General features: G+C 63.6%; 14 protein-coding genes. 3 read left to right on the forward strand and 11 right to left on the reverse strand.

The window, feature by feature from the left end:
* Positions 1-12: 12 nt before the first annotated feature.
* Positions 13-1,638, reverse strand: coding sequence for a phospholipase D family protein (locus ACN9MV_RS23000; RefSeq protein ID WP_426389643.1), 1,626 nt, complete (start codon positions 1,636-1,638; stop codon positions 13-15).
* A gap of 188 nt (positions 1,639-1,826) precedes the next feature.
* Between ACN9MV_RS23000 and ACN9MV_RS23005 the strand changes: the two genes are divergently transcribed.
* Entirely contained in the window at positions 1,827-3,563 is a 1,737-nt protein-coding gene (locus tag ACN9MV_RS23005) for a YadA family autotransporter adhesin (RefSeq protein WP_426389645.1), read from the forward strand.
* Positions 3,564-3,634: 71 nt separating this feature from the next.
* Here ACN9MV_RS23005 and argC read toward each other — a convergent pair whose 3' ends face one another.
* On the reverse strand, positions 3,635-4,561 hold the full coding sequence (argC, locus tag ACN9MV_RS23010; protein ID WP_093179632.1) for an N-acetyl-gamma-glutamyl-phosphate reductase: 927 nt from the start codon (positions 4,559-4,561) through the stop codon (positions 3,635-3,637).
* An 82-nt stretch (positions 4,562-4,643) separates the two neighbouring features.
* Here argC and ACN9MV_RS23015 point away from each other — a divergent pair, with 82 nt between their 5' ends.
* Positions 4,644-5,534, forward strand: a complete 891-nt coding sequence (locus tag ACN9MV_RS23015) for a LysR family transcriptional regulator (RefSeq protein ID WP_426389647.1) — start codon at positions 4,644-4,646, stop codon at positions 5,532-5,534.
* A gap of 29 nt (positions 5,535-5,563) precedes the next feature.
* Here ACN9MV_RS23015 and ACN9MV_RS23020 read toward each other — a convergent pair whose 3' ends face one another.
* From ACN9MV_RS23020 to ACN9MV_RS23060, 9 genes are all read right to left on the reverse strand, one after another.
* Positions 5,564-5,854, reverse strand: coding sequence for a DUF1330 domain-containing protein (locus tag ACN9MV_RS23020; RefSeq protein ID WP_093179630.1), 291 nt, complete (start codon positions 5,852-5,854; stop codon positions 5,564-5,566).
* 82 nt (positions 5,855-5,936) lie between these two features.
* Positions 5,937-7,205 (reverse strand): TCR/Tet family MFS transporter, encoded by a 1,269-nt coding sequence (locus ACN9MV_RS23025; RefSeq protein ID WP_426389649.1) that lies wholly within the window; start codon positions 7,203-7,205, stop codon positions 5,937-5,939.
* Between the two features lie 7 nt (positions 7,206-7,212).
* The gene (locus tag ACN9MV_RS23030; RefSeq protein WP_256331039.1) at positions 7,213-8,100 is read right to left on the reverse strand and encodes a rhamnosyltransferase; all 888 of its coding nucleotides are present in this window, start codon (positions 8,098-8,100) and stop codon (positions 7,213-7,215) included.
* Between the two features lie 509 nt (positions 8,101-8,609).
* Positions 8,610-9,038: a hypothetical protein gene (locus tag ACN9MV_RS23035; RefSeq protein WP_426389650.1), complete on the reverse strand. Its 429-nt coding sequence runs from the start codon at positions 9,036-9,038 to the stop codon at positions 8,610-8,612.
* Between the two features lie 153 nt (positions 9,039-9,191).
* Positions 9,192-9,953 (reverse strand): SDR family oxidoreductase, encoded by a 762-nt coding sequence (locus ACN9MV_RS23040; protein WP_426389651.1) that lies wholly within the window; start codon positions 9,951-9,953, stop codon positions 9,192-9,194.
* A 365-nt stretch (positions 9,954-10,318) separates the two neighbouring features.
* Complete coding sequence (locus ACN9MV_RS23045; protein WP_093058480.1) at positions 10,319-11,044, reverse strand: DUF6348 family protein; 726 nt, start codon at positions 11,042-11,044, stop codon at positions 10,319-10,321.
* 96 nt (positions 11,045-11,140) lie between these two features.
* Positions 11,141-11,587, reverse strand: a complete 447-nt coding sequence (locus tag ACN9MV_RS23050) for an SRPBCC family protein (protein WP_093080786.1) — start codon at positions 11,585-11,587, stop codon at positions 11,141-11,143.
* A 45-nt stretch (positions 11,588-11,632) separates the two neighbouring features.
* Positions 11,633-12,652, reverse strand: a complete 1,020-nt coding sequence (locus ACN9MV_RS23055; RefSeq protein WP_426389653.1) for a GNAT family N-acetyltransferase — start codon at positions 12,650-12,652, stop codon at positions 11,633-11,635.
* Between the two features lie 28 nt (positions 12,653-12,680).
* The gene (locus ACN9MV_RS23060; protein ID WP_426389655.1) at positions 12,681-13,475 is read right to left on the reverse strand and encodes an AraC family transcriptional regulator; all 795 of its coding nucleotides are present in this window, start codon (positions 13,473-13,475) and stop codon (positions 12,681-12,683) included.
* Between the two features lie 69 nt (positions 13,476-13,544).
* Between ACN9MV_RS23060 and ACN9MV_RS23065 the strand changes: the two genes are divergently transcribed.
* A complete protein-coding gene (locus ACN9MV_RS23065) occupies positions 13,545-14,792 on the forward strand; it encodes an MFS transporter (protein ID WP_426389657.1) in 1,248 nt (415 codons plus the stop codon).
* Positions 14,793-14,800 lie beyond the last annotated feature (8 nt).

A 14,800-nucleotide genomic window follows, 5' to 3' on the forward strand; every position in this document is an offset into this window, starting at 1 on the left:
AACGCAGAGCCGCTATAGCTGGCTCTGCGGAATGAACGGCGCGATCAGCCGCAGCTTGAAGCGCTGCCACGCCGAGGTTTCGGGCGGCACGTCGTAGGCCGTTTCCTTGCCGTCCTCGTCTTCTTCTACCCATTCGACGTTCCGGCCGGTGGCGTCGAGCCGCAAGCGGTAGGAGCTGCCCGCATCCGCGAAGCTCAGCAGCTGCCGCGCCATCTCGGGGCTGTCGATGATCACGCCTAGTTCGGTGTTGAGCCGGGCCGAGCGGGGGTCGAGGTTCATCGAGCCGAGGAACACCTGCTTCTGGTCGACGATGCCGTTCTTCATGTGCAACGCGCCCGTTCGGTGGCCGAAGATGCCGTATTTGCCGCGCTTCACGCTCAGCGTGGGGCTCAGCTCGTAGATGGTCACGCCGGACTTGAGCAGTTCGTGGATGTGCGGCCAGTAGCCCACGTACACCCATGGCTCGTCGGTGGACGCAAGCGAGTTGGTGACCAGCGACACGCTGATGCCCTCGGCCTGCGCCCGCGCCAGGTTGGCCACGGCCGCATCGGACGGAACGAAATACGGCGACACCATCTTGATGCTGGAGCGCGAAGTCTCGAACCAGCGGATGACGCCTTCGGTCACCGTGCCCTTGATGGAGTTCTCGCGCTCGTTCAGGCCCTCGGTCTTGGTGAGCGGATCGAACAGCACGCGCGCATTGGCCCACAGCAGCGGGCTCAACTGGTGCTCGGCCAGCTCGAAAGGCAGGTTCAGCATGGGCACCATGTCGAGCGGCACGACGGAAGGCTCGTTTGCGCTGGCGTTGAGGATCTTGCCGTCCAGCGGGATTCGGAACGCCTCGGGCGGCTTTGCCGTGGCGGTGAGCGCTTCGAAGTTCTGCTGCAGTTGCGCGGGTGTCAGCGTGCTGCGGGCGATCTGGCCCACGGGGTAGACGACTTCGCTGTTCCAGTAGTGGTCGAACTCGTTCGACAGTTCGCGCACCACCGGGCCGGCCGCGAAGACGTCCATGTCGACGAAGTTGCTGCCGGCGGCATTCATCACGTATTCGTCTGCCATGTTGCGACCGCCCGCCACTGCCGCGGCGTTGTCGGCCACGAACAGCTTGTTGTGCATGCGCCGGTTGATGCGGTCGAAGTCCAGGCCCGAGCTGATGAAGCGCGTCACGTCGCTGCCGCGCCCGCCCGGAAACGGGTTGAACAGGCGCACCTGCACGTTCGGATAGCTGGCGAGCGCCAGCAGCAGATCGTCTTCGCCGGTGGTGTAGAGGTCATCGACCAGCAGCCGCACGCGCACTCCGCGCAGCGCGGCGTCGCGTAGCTCGCGCATCAGGGCGCGGCCGGTGTTGTCCGCGGCCAGCAGGTAGTACTGCACGTCGAGGCTGCGGGTGGCGAGCTTCGCCATTGCGATGCGGGTGGCGAAGGAAGTGGGGCCATAGGGCAGGAGCTGGAAGCCCGAGCGGGTATCTTGAGGCAGCACCTTCTGCGTGATCGCGCTCAACGGCGTGGCCGAGAAATCTGCGATGGCGTTGACAGGCTGTTCCGGCACCCGGGGCGGCAGGCTGGAGCAGGCGCTCATCAGCAGCGAGAGGGCAAGCGCCAGTGCGGCAGGCAGCGCACGCCAGCATGCAGTGATCATTTTTCTACTCCCGGCTCGGTTGGCACATCACATCCCGTGCGAATGATCCGGCTGGGAGTATGACGCGCTCAACCTGACGCCGAGCCTTGCCGGAGCCGGATCTACCAGTTCTCGGGTATGGCTCTTCTGCAAACAAAAAGACACACTCGCCCGCGTTTTGTCTTATTCGTTTTTGCAAGGGAAGAACCATGCTCACTCGACTCCAGCTCTCGCGCCGGTACTTGCCGGCCGTGGCCCTGCTCACCATGGGAAGCGCTCACGCAGCGGGCTACGTGGCCGGTGACGCCGGCAACCCCGGCCCCAACCAGCCGGGCTGGACGAGCAGCAGCGGCGGTGGCGCAGCCACGGTCTCCGGAGATGGCGCCACCGCGATCGGAGCGGGCGGCGACGGCAGCAACGGAACCGCCGGCGGAACCGGCGGCACAGGTGGAGCGGGCGCCAGCGCAAACGCGAACGGCGCGACGGCCATCGGCGGCGGCGGCACCGCCGGGCAGGGGTTCGCGGGCGGCACGGGCGGCAACGGCGGCAGCGGTGCACAAGCTTCTGCCAGCGGCGCCATCGCCGTCGGGTCGGGAGGCCAGGGCACGGACGGCTGCTGCGGCTTCAGCGGCCAGGCGGGCGGCGGCGGCGCGCAGGCATCGGGCGTCTCGGCGGTCGCCATCGGCAGTGCCTCGGGCGCCAGCCAGGGCGCCGTGGCATCGGGCAACGGCAGCACCGCCATTGGCGGCGCCTACAACGGGTCATCCGGTGCGTCGGCGCTGGCCACCGGCAGCGTGGCCGTCGGCACGGGCAGCCAGGTTGCCAGTGGCGCGACCAATAGCGCAGCCATCGGCGCCAACTCGGTCGCAACCGCGGCAAACACCGTTTCATTCGGCTCGGCGGGCCAGACGCGCACCCTCGTCAACGTCAACGCCGGCGCGGTGAACGCCACGAGCACCGATGCCGTCAATGGCAGCCAGCTCTACACCGTGCAGCAGACCGCCTCGACTGCGCAGTCCCTCGCGCAGAACTCGGCGCAGTACGGCGCGGGCGGCACATCGCTGCAACTCAACGCCAACGGCGGCGCCGGCACCACCATCAGCAACGTGAGCGCGGGTCAGGCGACCACCGATGCAGCCAACGTCGGCCAGGTGCAGCAGGCACAACAGACCGCCATCACCACGGCCAACAACTTCACCGTGCAGCAGGTGACGGCGCTGCAGACGCTGATGAACCAGGCCCTGGCCAGCGGCGTGTGCGCGGTGGGCGCTGGCGGTGCCGTGGCCTGCGGCCCCGGCGCCAGTTCCAGCGGCGCGGGCAGCACATCGATGGGCACCAACGCGCAGGCCAACGGCGAGAACACCGTGGCCATCGGCAACGGGGCGCAAGCCAGCAATGCGGGCTCGGTCGCCATCGGTGCCGGCGCCAAGGCGCTGGCCGACCCAACCACCGCAGTAGGCAACAACGCCATCGCCACCGGCAACAACGCCGTGGCGCTGGGCGCCAACACATTGGCCTCGGGCAGCAACGCGGTCGCGCTGGGCCAGGGCTCCGTGGCGGAGCGCGACAACACCGTGTCGGTGGGCAACGCCGCCACCGGTCAGTTGCGCGGCATCACGAATGTCGCGCCGGGGGTGCTGGGCACTGACGCAGTCAACGTCAATCAGCTGCAGCAGGCAGTGAGCAACGCGACCAGCCAGGCCAATGCATTTGCTGCGCAGGGCGTGGCCGCGGCGTTGGCCATGCCGTCGATGCCAACGCTGCCGGTGGGCAAGAAATGGATGGGCGCTGCGGTTGGCAACTATGCAGGTGCGTCGGCTGTGGGCTTTGCGTTTGGCTATCAGGTCAATGACAACCTGAATCTGGGGGTGGGGGTTTCGACGGCTACGAGTAGCGGGAGCAATAACAGGGTTGCGGCTCGGGTGCAGGCGGGGTATGCGTGGTGAGAGGTGGGGAAAGAAGGACCCACAACAATCCGGCTGCGTGAGCCATATCCCTTTCGAATTCACAAAGTGGGCTACGAAGCGCTCGCCATCAATCGCAGGTTCTGCACGGCCGCGCCTGCGGCACCTTTGCCCAGATTGTCGAGAACCGCGCTCAAGACGATCTGACCTGTGCGTTCATTGAATGCAACGGCCAGACTCATGTCGTTCGAGCCGTTGTGGACTTGCGGGTCCAGTTCGGTCATCGGCACAGCAGACGACATCGGCAGCACGCGCACATGCGCCGCATCGCGGTATCGTTCCGCAAGGCATTCGTGGATGCGCACGCCCGAAGCATCAGAGGGAAGCATCCGCGCGTGCAATCCGATGGTGAGCACGATGCCCTGCCGGTAGCTGCCATAGGCCGGCACGAAGATGGGCCGCTGCGCCAAGCCGCCATAGGCCTCGATTTCCGCGACGTGCTTGTGCTCGAGTGCAAGGCCATAGACCTTCAGCGAATGCGCCCCTGCGCCGCCAGCTGCGGCCTCGTGCGCTTCCGCCCCCGCCCTGCCCTGACCCGAATAGCCTGAGACGGCATGGATGACCAGCGGATAGTCGGTGGGCAACAAACCCGCATCCGTCAGCGGTCGCAGCAGAGCGACCGCGGCGGTGGGATAGCAGCCCGGATTCGTGACCCGCGGTGCCGAGGCGATACGTTCGCCTTGCTGTGCATCGAGCTCCGGCAGGCCGTAGACCCAACCCGGGCTGGTGCGGTGGGCCGAGCTGGCGTCGATGACACGCACGGCAGGGTTCTCGATCATCGCCACCGCGTCGCGCGCTGCGGCATCGGGCAGGCAAAGGATCGCGATGTCGCACTCGTTGAGAGCGGCCCGACGGGCAGCCGCATCCTTGCGCAGGCTTGTCGGCAATGTGCGGATGCGAAATTCCCCGCCCCGCAGGCGGTTCTGCAGGTCAAGGCCGGTGGTGCCCTGGTCGCCGTCGATGAAGATATTGAGGTCCATGGAGCGCAATCGTAGGGATACGACCTCGATGGCTCCAGCTAAATATATGGAACCCCAGATTAAGAAAAGTTAAATTAGCCATATGCGGGAACTGAGCCTTGACCATCTGCGCACCCTTGTCGCCATCGCCGACCTCGGGTCCCTGGCCAATGCTGCGCGCGCCCTTCACCTGGCGGCACCCACCGTCACCGTCCAGATCGCGGAACTGGAGTCGCGCCTGGGTGGCCAGTTGCTCGTTCGCGGGCGGGGGCCCGCGCAAGCGACTGCCTTGGGAGAGCGCTTCATCGCGCGTGCCCGCAGGTTGCTGGCGGACGCGGACGACGCAGTGGAGGACGTTCGACGTCAGCTCGCCGGCCAAACGGGCCGCGTGCGGGTGGGAGCCTCGACGGGCGCCATTGCGCACCTGCTGCCGCCCGCGCTCGAACGTCTTGCCCGGAACCATCCCGGCATCGACGTGAACGTGCAGGTGCTGACCTCCAACGACAGCATGGCCCGGCTCGCCGCAGGCAGCCTCGACCTGGCGGTCGTGGCGCTGCCGCAGGCGCCTGTGCGCGGTGTTCATGTCACTCCGCTGCGGCGCGAGTCTGTCGTCGCCTTTCTGCCGGCGGACTGGAAAGCACCCAGGCGGCTTACCCCGCAGTGGCTGGCCCAGCGACCGCTGATCATGAACGACTCTTCCACACGTCTCTACCGGCTGACCGCGGAATGGTTCTCTGCGGCTGGCGTCCATTGCCGGCCGCGCATCGAGCTCAACTACAACGATGCGATCAGGACACTGGTCGCCGCCGGCTACGGAGCGGCCTTGCTGCCGGAGGAATCGCACGAGCCCGCGCGCGATCCTCGCGTCGCCGTTCGCCCGCTCAGCCCGGCTCTATGGCGGCAGCTCGGTCTAGCGGTCAGCGACCGGGGTGCCAGCGGACCGACACGCTTCGTCCTGGAGGCGTTGCTGCCAGAGAAGGATTCGGCTGCTTGAGTCGGCGCCAGCCCCTGGCCCGCGGTTGCTCAGACCCCTTCGATGATCCGTAGATCCCGTTCGGCGCCGTCGCCCAACGCGGCAAGCGCAGCTTGGTAGTCAGGGCTGTCATGCGTGGACGTAGCCAGCTCGAGGCTGTCGAACTCGATCAACACGGTGCGTTCGGACAAACCGAACTCGTAGACCTTGGCGGGCAGGCCACGCGCCAGAAAGCGCCCACCGCCAGCAGTGATCGCCGGGCCGGCCAGTTTTGCGTAGGCTGCAAGTTTGTCGGCGTCCTTGATGGCACGGTACGCACTGACCCAATAGGCTTTTGCCATGGTGACTTCTCTCTTGTTGCTGAATGAACAATATAGCTTCCGTTGCCCATGACCTTGCCGAGGCATGGCCGAGAAGGCCGTGCTAGGTCGGCTCGACTACCGCTGCTGTTGCGTCCACCGCCACCGTCGGCCGTGCGTAACGCCACGCGATCAGCGCGCCGATGCCCAGGAACACCGCGGCAATGAAAAAAGGCGCGCCTGGCAAATGCACGGGTGCGTCCACGCCGATGAAATAACCGAAGCTGCCGGCGAACGTCGCCGGTCCGACGATACCTGCCACTGACACCAGGCTCGTCAACGCGCCCTGAACGCGACCCTGCTCACTAGCGTCGACCTGCCTGGTGAGCAGCGTCTGTGCCGCCGGTCCGGCGACCGTCAACAACGTGCCGAACGGCAGCGCAGCCACAAGGACCCAGCTGACATCGGCGAAGCCGTAGATGACGAAGCCGAGCACGCCGCAACCCAGCCCGAACAACAGGGTGCGGTGCTCGCCGAAGCGCTTCACGCCCGGCCCGATCAACAGCACGTTGACCAGCACACTGAGCACGCCTACCAGTCCGAGCACCCAACCCACCGCGTCTTCCTTCCAGCGGTATTGGTAGTCGGCGAACAGCACGAACACGCTGGGATAGACATACTGCGCGAGGTTGACAAGGAAGATCACCGCCGCAAGCCCGAACACCTGCGGGTAGCGCTTCAACAGCACCAGCGATCCGATCGGATTGGCGTGCGACCAGTCAAACTTCCGGCTGCGCCGTTCCGAGGGCAGCGACTCCGGCAAAACGAACCATCCGTAGCAGAAGTTGAGCATGGTCAGGCCGGCCGCGAACCAGAACGGCAAGCGTGAATCGATGTGGCTCAGTTGCCCGCCGAGCACCGGCCCGAGCACCAGGCCCACACCGAACGCCGCGCCCACTATGCCGTAGCTCTTGGCGCGCTCCTCCGGCGACGTCACATCGGCGATGTAGGCATTGGCTGCAGTAAGGCTGGCCGAGAACACGCCGGACACCACCCGGCCGATGAACAGCCACGGCAAGCTGTTGGCCAGGGCCATGAACACAAAGTCCACGGCCAGCCCCAGGCACGACAGCAAGATCACAGGTCGCCGCCCGAAGCGATCGGACAAGGCGCCCTGAATCGGCGAGCAGATGAACTGAATAGCTGCAAACGCCGTGCCGAACACTGCGATCCAATACGCCGCTGTTGCAGTACTGCCGCCAGCGAGGCGCTCCACCAGATGCGGCAGACCAGGAAGAATCAACCCGAACGCGAGGAAGTCGATCAGCACGGTCACGAATATGAAAGCGAGCGCGGCGCGGCGGGCGCGGGGCGCTTGAAGGGTCGAGCTCATCGCGAGTTCAACCGCTGCGGCTCAGGTACTTGCTCATCCGGGGGCGCGCCTCGCGGATGCCGCCAAGCCGGCCGAGCAGGCCATCGAATAAGCCGACCATCAGTGCAATGCACTTTCTCAAACGATCGCGCTCGAAGATCAGCATGGGCAGGATCTGCTTCAGCGTGTAGACGTTGATGAACAGAATCGCGGGAAAGGCGCGCACATGCGCCAGCGAGAGGTCGAGGGCATTGCGCGCAATGTAATAGCGGCGCACGGCCGAATAGTTGATGACGTAGATCTTCCAGCCGAACAGCGACTTCGCCTGGAGATCGCCGATCTGATGCTGAAGCACGACGTGCGGATTCAGATAGATCGGTACGTCGCAGTGCAGTGCGCGCATGCAGTAGTCGGTGTCGACGTGGTCGATCACGTAGCGCTCGTCGAAGCGACCTATCCTGGCCCAGGCCGCGCGCGAAATCAAAGAACCAGAAGAGATCAGGAAGGCGCAGCGAACCAGCGGTTCGGTGAAAGGCTTTCGCAGGTCGAACTGATAGACACGCTTGCCCTCGAGGCCGAATTGCGGAATCAGCGCGTCCAGGTTCGTGTCATGGACGAGCGGGCCGATCAGGAAGGCAGCGTCTTCTTCGCTCTCGCCGGCATCGCCTGTGCCGCGATCGTGTTTCCTGTCTCGTGCTGCCACTGCGGCCTGGCACATGGCGTTGAAGTAGCCGGGCGGGAGCTCCGAATCCTGGTCGAGCAGAAAGAAGAGTTCAACGCCCCGCGCTTCGAGTTCGACGATGCCGCAGTTGAAGGCACCCGCGATGCCGCCACGGTTGCCGTTGTGCAGCACGGGGATCTCCGCGTCGATGAGCGCGCGATGCCAGTCGCCCACTTCTGGCGTGTTGTCGACCACACAAAGGCGCGGGCACGACTGCGCGAGTGAATGGAGGTTCGTCAGTTGCCCGTCGGTGGGGAAATAGGTGACGACAACGGCACCGAACGAAAAGGACATCGCGATCTATCCAGAGTGACAGGCGTTCGGAGTGTGGGCCCGAACCGATGACAATTTCAAGCGTTGTTACGGGCGCGGATCGATATGCTGCCCCTGCGGTTGGTTTTGCGCAAAAGCAATGCGCGATCGAGCTCACCGAAGTACTAATCTGGTGCGGTGAATGGCAAAGAGAGGCTGCGAGAGTTCTTGCCTGCGTTCATAACAAAGTATGAATCTGGCTTGCCTGAGCATCCTGTCGCTCTAGCGAAGTCACGTCTATTTGAAGAATGGTGGCGCGGACATTAGACGGACACCGATCGGATAGATACGAAGAAAGTTAGTGAAGCAATCGACATCGATACCGGCTTGTAGCCGGTAGTTGCGATGCGCACCCTGGCAGACGCCAATCGAGACATTGCCGTCGGCACAGCCTATGCCGCTTTCATGCTCAGCGTGACACGAAACAGCGCGTCGTCCTGAAACTCGTAGTGCCGTGTGTTGGACCCAAAATCGCCTTTGATCCACCATTTCTCCCCAGGGCTTTCTCTGAAAGAAATTCCCTCCCGCATGAAGCCCTGCTTCGCCTCATCGAAGCTCTCATACAAGGGGATGCCCACTTCGTCACGCGCGATAGGCCTGAAACCCTCGCTGGCCGCGATATAGAGAAACACAACGTCCAGCTTCTGGTCTTGGTCGAAGCGGAACTGAAAACCGGACGCTTGTGCTGCAGCCCAATAAACATCCTCAAGATTCTCGTGTGTCCGGTCGAAGTCGTAGACGACTTGCATGTCCTGCACTTCCAACACCTCGACAACCTCGTCATCCTTCAGCTGCCGCCCCAGCAGCGATTCGAAATCCATAGAAGCTCCCTTGCTCGTTCAGTGGAAAAGAAGCCCGACGCCACGACTTCGTTGTACTCAAGCCGCCATTGTGGGCTGAAGAAAAGTTATTCCCACAAATCGAGACTTCCCAGCGCATTTGCTTTTTCCGCACCGCGCCGCTCTTCTCTAAAACTACGCCGCAGTCGGGTTCATGGCGGCAAAGGTAGCGTCGTAGCGGCCATCCCGCTCGGCCCAGCGCCGAGCCCTGTCGCGCTCGACCAGCACTTCGCCCCGGGGGTGGTCCTGCGACTCCAGCAGCTGCATGACCTCCGCCACGTACGCGGCAAGCGGCATGGCGCGCGGGTCGGATGCCTGGCTGTCGCCCGTGAGCTCCGTCTGCACATAGGGCGGCGCCAGTTCAAGCACTTCGACTGAAACATTGCGCAGCTGATGGCGCAGCGATTGAAGCCAGGAGTGCACGAATGCCTTGCTGGCGCAATAGGTCGGGAAATCGGCCCGAGGCACGAAGGCAAGGTTGGAGCTGGTCGCCATGATTGCCGCGTCTGGCTGCCTTTTCAGCAGCGGCAGGAGCGCCGCCGTCACGCGCAGCACGCCCATGATGTTCGTCTCCACGATGGCCTGGGCGGCAGAAACATCCCAGCCGTCTGCGGCCATGTTCTCCGCTCGCGAGATGCCGGCGTTGGCGACGAACACATTGAGTTCGGGAAAGCGCGCACGAACGTCTTCGGCGAGACGAGGCAACGAAGCCGGGTCTTCGAGATCGAGCGGCATCCCGATCATGCCCGGCCGGCTCGCCGTGATTTCATCGAGCAGGGCCTGCCGTCGCCCCGAGACGATGACGCGATTGCCGCGGTCGTAAAAAGCTTCGGCGAGCGCACGGCCGATGCCGCTGGTTCCACCGGTGATGAGGATTGTGTTGCCGGTCATTTTCATGATTCGCTACTCCTTGTTGTGTTGAGGTCGTATGCAGGTGACGTGACAGCGCATTCGCCTCGTCCTTGAAAGGATCGGCGATGCGGCTTGTGAAAGGAAAAGATGGACGAGTCCAGCGCCAGTCGACCGAAGATCAGTGCGACAAGCGTGGCAACGGGGTCAGGATGAGGGAAGTGATGTCATGCCAAAGGCTCCTTTACTGCGTCGAGACACTCCCTGCTGGGATCCTCTCGACAAAGGACGCGTTGGATGACGGTAACGCCTACGACAGTGCCGTGGAGGCGACTGCGGGGGCGACTATAAGCGTGGCGTTGCGCCGTCGTCAATGCTTCATCAGTGCCGGCCTTTGACCGCCACTCCGGTAGTTACACCCCGCCGATCACAAAGAACAATTTCGCCATCGTAAATTCGCCGGAGACTGGCCACTTGAAGGCGGAGAGCCGTCGCGTAATGCGCTCGTCCTGCATGCCGTTGACCGTGAACGCCACCTGCTCCACCTTCCCCTTGACGATCAGGACAACCAGCTTCGCCCATTGCAGTTCCTTTGTCGGGGAGGTGTTCCGCAACTCCGCCGCGATCAACTGCTCGATCTGCTTCTGGGTGGCCTCATTGATCGACACACCCCGCTGCCCCCACTCGGATAAGAAAATCCGGCGCCGAGTGCCATTGATCTCCCATGCATCCTTTCTGACATGGGAGTCGGAATGATCGAAGAGCTCCGCGTAGATCGGGTGCAGCGTCGTAAGACAGAAGTTCTGCAGCGAGTCTTTGAACGCGTCCTCGGCGCTGCTCCCTATGCCTGCGACGAAATCATCGAGCCGACGTCCATCCTTGAACGTGATGGAAACCCGGGATTCGACCGAGTACAACTTGCTGGAGGAAAACTCCTTTGCCTCATGGATCTCACCGTCGAGAAGTACCCCTTGCGCGGGGAAGAAAAGCCCATTCGGCTTCTTCTCGAATTTCGTGAAGTTGTGGGCCTTGAGCCAGAGTTCGAAATAGGAGTTGACGTACTCGCGCCCCTGTCCTGCGTGTGCCACGCTGCTCAATAACACGATGAGGGTTGCGAGAAGACGGATCACAGGGTGCATTGAACTACCCTTTCCACTGAAGTTTTGGTCAGCAAATTCTGGTCAGGTCGCAACGCCCTTCTCCAGAGGTGGCACCACAAGCTCAAAGGGGCCTCCTCAACCCGGAATATTCGGCTCGACCAACTGGGCCAGTGCGACAAGCGACTCCTGCCAACCCAGGTAGCACATCTCGACAGGAATCACATCGGGGATGCCCTCCTGCACGACGGACATTTCAGTGCCGCAGGACACTGGAGTCAGCGTCACGGTGGTCTTCATGGTGCCAGGCAGATTGGGGTCGTCGAAAGTGGCGTCGTATGCAATGCGCTGGCCGGGGACGAGCTCCAGGTACTTCCCGCCGAACGAGTGGCTGTGGCCCGTACCAAAGGCGGTGAACGACATGCGCCAGGCGCCCCCGACCACGGGCTCCATGCTGTGGACTTTTCCGGTGAATCCGAATGGTGGCAGCCAGCGCTCGAAAGCACCAGGCTCGACGAAGGCACGGTAGAGCCGGTCCGGCGGAGTGCGCAGCACGCGGTGCAGACGAACGGTGTTGGTAGCCATGGTTGTGTTCTCCTGAAGTGAAGAGGATGAGCCTTGTTTCGAGGCTCACGGGAAGGAACGGCCCTGGTCGGCAGGCGCCTTTGCAATGAACGCCTGCTTGTCATTGCGATTGAAGCCGGCCGACTCGTAGAACTGGAAGGTCGCTTCATCCTTCCTGCCGGTCATCAGCATGACCTTGTAGCAGCCTTGCGACCACGCAAAGGACAAGGCCTCTGCAAGCACCGCCTTGCCATGTCCCTGCTTGCGATGGTCGGAGTGGGTCACCACGTTCTCGATCACGCCATAGGGCCTGCAGCCGCGGGTGAGATTCGGGACGACGGTGAGGGCGCAGCTTGCGATGAGCTTGCCGCCCACATAACCGCCGAAGTATTTGTAGCGAGGGTTGCCCAGCAGTTCCTGCCAGACGGCCTCGACAGTTGCGGCGTCGGGCAAGGGGTCATCGGCGTCGTGAAGATACTTGTACAAGGCCAGAAGGTCCTTGAGTTCCGAAGCGCCAACTTGATGAACTTCCATGCATCCTTCCTTTGTCGAGGCCTTTGGAATCTGCGCCTCTATCTCCTTGATCACGGCCTCTTTCTCCCGGTTGTAGACCTGGGGGTTGGCCGGGTCCACCGCATGGGCGCGGTCCTTGGCTTCTTCGTATCTTCTGCGCAGATCCGGGCGGCGGCTGAGTATGTCGATGAAGGCCAGCGAGTCCTTGTGGACAGGATCGCCGCGATGGCAGATGTGGATGTTGACGTTGAAGCGCCGCCCTTCATGTAAGACGGAGGCGCAGACATACGGCTTCTCATCCCTGTCGACCCAGACCGGCCGACGGTGGAAGCCGATGCGCTCGAACGCCCTCTGCTCTTCCCGAAGGTCATCGCGGGAGGTGATCGCCGTGATGTCGATCATCGGCTTGCCACGCAGTCCGACCACCGCTGTGCTTCCGATGTGCACGAGTTCCACGCTGGCCAGATGCATGCACACGTACTCCTTCACCCCGGCGAAGACTCGGGCGTATGCAAGGTCATACGGGACGATATTCCGGTGCTCAAGGCCTTCGTCGAATGCGTCGATCTTCATGGCTCGTTCCGATGATTACCGCGAGGACTCAGCCTTCGGCAAAGAACTGGCTGGGCGTCTGGTCGAACTGCTTGCGGAACATTGTGGCAAAGGCACTGGGGCTTTCGTAACCCAGCGCAAGGGCAACGTCGATGACTTTCTCGCCGGCCGCGAGCAACTCCAGCGCTCGCAGCAGCCGAGCCTGCTGTCGCCATTGACCGAAGGTCATGCCGGTCTCGTTCACGAACAGGCGCTGGATGGTCTTCACGTTCACCGCAAGGCGCCGCGCCCAGTCGGCCATGGTGGAGGAGTCGTCCAGTTGCTGCTGCAGCAGTTCGCAGATCTGCAGCAGCCGCGGGTCGGACGGCATGTGCAGGTGCAGCGGCAGCACCGGCAATGCACGCAGCTCGTCCAGAATCAAGCGCATGACGCGGCCATCGCGGGTGCCGGGCACGTAAGGCTGCTGCACCTCCATGGCGGCTCGGATGAGTTCGCGCAGCAGGGGCGATATGCCCACGGCCCGGGTCTCTCCCAGCAGTTTGGGGGCGGCATCGGTCGCCACCTGCAGGCTGCGCATGTGCACTTCTCCGATGCAGCGGATCTCGTGGGTCATGCCGGCCAGCATCCAGATGGCGCGAGTGGGCGGCACCACCCAGCGGCCCGCCCGGGCCTGCACCACCATTACGCCGCGCACGGCATAGATCAGCTGGTGCTTGGTGTGCGCATGCGGCTCTATGTACCAGCCGCTTGGGTAGTCGGTGGCCCGGCCGGTGACGGGCGTCGGCGCCTCATCGATCTCCTTGAGCACCTGAGGCAGGGCCTTGGGCTTGCGAAATGAGTCCATGTCCTTTTCGCGAGGGTTTCTGGTGGATTGGCGCGAGACAGGCGCAGCGGTGCTTTCGATAATTCTCCCATGACAACCTCCGCAGCAGCATCCTTGGACGCCAGCGCCACGCCGACCGGCGCGGCCAGCGATCCGGCCTCTCTTTCTCAAAAATCCAAGCCGGCCTTCGGCATCCTCGCCGGCATCAGCAGCTCGCACATGATCAACGACATGATGCAGTCGCTGATCCTGGCGATGTATCCCATCCTGAAGGGCGAGTTCTCGTTGAGCTTTACCCAGATCGGGCTGATCACGCTGACCTATCAGCTGACCGCATCGCTGCTGCAGCCGCTGGTGGGCCTGTTCACCGACCGCCGGCCGCAACCGTATTCGCTGCCCTTCGGAATGATGTCCACGTTGATCGGCCTGATGCTGCTGGCCTTCGCGCCCAGCTTCGGCTTTGTACTGCTGGCCGCGGCATTCGTGGGCATCGGATCGTCCATCTTCCATCCGGAGTCGTCGCGCATCGCGCGGCTGGCCTCGGGAGGGCAGCACGGCTTCGCGCAATCGGTGTTCCAGGTGGGCGGCAACACGGGTACGGCCATCGGGCCGCTGCTGGCTGCCGCCGTCATCGTGCCCTTCGGCCAGCGCAGCGTGGCCTGGTTTGGGCTGGCAGCATTGCTGGGCATCGTCCTGCTGCTGCAGGTGAGCCGCTGGTATGCCGCGCACCATGTCGCCAAGGCCGGCCGCAAGAAGCCGGCCGCCGCGGCGCCGTATCCGCCCAAGGTGGTGATGGGCGCCATCGCGGTGCTGCTGGTGCTGATCTTCTCCAAGTACTTCTACGTGGCGGGCATCAGCAGCTTCTATACGTTCTACCTGATGGAGCGCTTCGGCCTGACGGTGCAGAACGCGCAACTGCACCTGTTCTTCTTCCTCTTCGCCTCGGCGCTGGGCACACTCCTCGGTGGGCCCGTTGGTGACCGCATCGGCCGCAAGCCGGTGATCTGGGTGTCCATTCTTGGCGTGGCACCGTTCGCGCTCCTGCTGCCGCACGCCGATCTGTTCTGGACCACGGCACTGACCGTCGTGATCGGACTCGTGCTGTCCTCGGCCTTCTCTGCGATCCTGGTCTATGCGCAGGAACTGATGCCGGGCAAGGTGGGCATGGTGTCGGGCCTGTTCTTCGGCTTCGCGTTCGGAATGGGCGGGCTGGGCGCCGCGGTGCTGGGCATCTTCGCGGACCACACCAGCATCGCCTTCGTCTACCAGACCATCGCCTACCTGCCGCTGCTGGGCGTGGTGGCGGCTCTGCTGCCCAAGGGCACCCGGCGGGACTGATCGATGGA

Origin of the sequence: Variovorax sp. R-27 (assembly GCF_049913215.1) — a bacterium.
In the GTDB taxonomy this organism is placed as follows: Bacteria; Pseudomonadota; Gammaproteobacteria; order Burkholderiales; family Burkholderiaceae_C; genus Variovorax.

What these genes read in the sequence shown, in the direction of transcription:
- ACN9MV_RS23000 (WP_426389643.1), bottom strand. Translation starts at nt 1,638, where the DNA reads ATGATCACTGCATGCTGGCGTGCGCTGCCTGCCGCACTGGCGCTTGCC.
- ACN9MV_RS23005 (WP_426389645.1), top strand. Translation starts at nt 1,827, where the DNA reads ATGCTCACTCGACTCCAGCTCTCGCGCCGGTACTTGCCGGCCGTGGCC.
- argC (WP_093179632.1), bottom strand. Translation starts at nt 4,561, where the DNA reads ATGGACCTCAATATCTTCATCGACGGCGACCAGGGCACCACCGGCCTT.
- ACN9MV_RS23015 (WP_426389647.1), top strand. Translation starts at nt 4,644, where the DNA reads ATGCGGGAACTGAGCCTTGACCATCTGCGCACCCTTGTCGCCATCGCC.
- ACN9MV_RS23020 (WP_093179630.1), bottom strand. Translation starts at nt 5,854, where the DNA reads ATGGCAAAAGCCTATTGGGTCAGTGCGTACCGTGCCATCAAGGACGCC.
- ACN9MV_RS23025 (WP_426389649.1), bottom strand. Translation starts at nt 7,205, where the DNA reads ATGAGCTCGACCCTTCAAGCGCCCCGCGCCCGCCGCGCCGCGCTCGCT.
- ACN9MV_RS23035 (WP_426389650.1), bottom strand. Translation starts at nt 9,038, where the DNA reads ATGGATTTCGAATCGCTGCTGGGGCGGCAGCTGAAGGATGACGAGGTT.
- ACN9MV_RS23040 (WP_426389651.1), bottom strand. Translation starts at nt 9,953, where the DNA reads ATGAAAATGACCGGCAACACAATCCTCATCACCGGTGGAACCAGCGGC.
- ACN9MV_RS23045 (WP_093058480.1), bottom strand. Translation starts at nt 11,044, where the DNA reads ATGCACCCTGTGATCCGTCTTCTCGCAACCCTCATCGTGTTATTGAGC.
- ACN9MV_RS23050 (WP_093080786.1), bottom strand. Translation starts at nt 11,587, where the DNA reads ATGGCTACCAACACCGTTCGTCTGCACCGCGTGCTGCGCACTCCGCCG.
- ACN9MV_RS23055 (WP_426389653.1), bottom strand. Translation starts at nt 12,652, where the DNA reads ATGAAGATCGACGCATTCGACGAAGGCCTTGAGCACCGGAATATCGTC.
- ACN9MV_RS23060 (WP_426389655.1), bottom strand. Translation starts at nt 13,475, where the DNA reads ATGGACTCATTTCGCAAGCCCAAGGCCCTGCCTCAGGTGCTCAAGGAG.
- ACN9MV_RS23065 (WP_426389657.1), top strand. Translation starts at nt 13,545, where the DNA reads ATGACAACCTCCGCAGCAGCATCCTTGGACGCCAGCGCCACGCCGACC.